This is a genomic window from Bartonella sp. OT172YNZD, from assembly GCF_042193725.1.
In the GTDB taxonomy this organism is placed as follows: Bacteria; Pseudomonadota; Alphaproteobacteria; order Rhizobiales; family Rhizobiaceae; genus Bartonella; species Bartonella grahamii_A.
Genome location: NZ_JBHILZ010000103.1, coordinates 332 through 620 on the forward strand (window position 1 = coordinate 332; position 289 = coordinate 620).

Here is a 289-nt window from a genome sequence, read left to right on the forward strand (position 1 = left end):
GTCCTAAAATGCTGTCTTGACATACACTTTAATTGAAGTAATCAAAGCACCACGAGGGAGGGTACCTATCTTCATCACCTTTTCTTTATCTTCATAGCTAAAATTAAGCCGCAAAAAGCTTACCTGCTGCGTATGAAGATTTCTCCCTTGCAAGGGCTGTGGTAAATAATCTGCCATGTCTTATCCCCTCAATGATTTGTCACAAATTGCACAACCACAACACACTCACCAGCATCAGTGGTTTTATCTCTTGTTGCATAAAGGGTCATTTCTTTATCCTCTGGAGTAA

The 289-nt window shown here is 40.1% G+C and carries 1 protein-coding gene; it reads right to left on the bottom strand.

What is annotated here, in order from left to right; translation table 11 throughout:
• Window positions 1-3: 3 nt before the first annotated feature.
• Window positions 4-177: a hypothetical protein gene (locus ACFIJS_RS09260; protein ID WP_375651336.1), complete on the bottom strand. Its 174-nt coding sequence runs from the start codon at window positions 175-177 to the stop codon at window positions 4-6.
• Window positions 178-289: the final 112 nt, after the last annotated feature.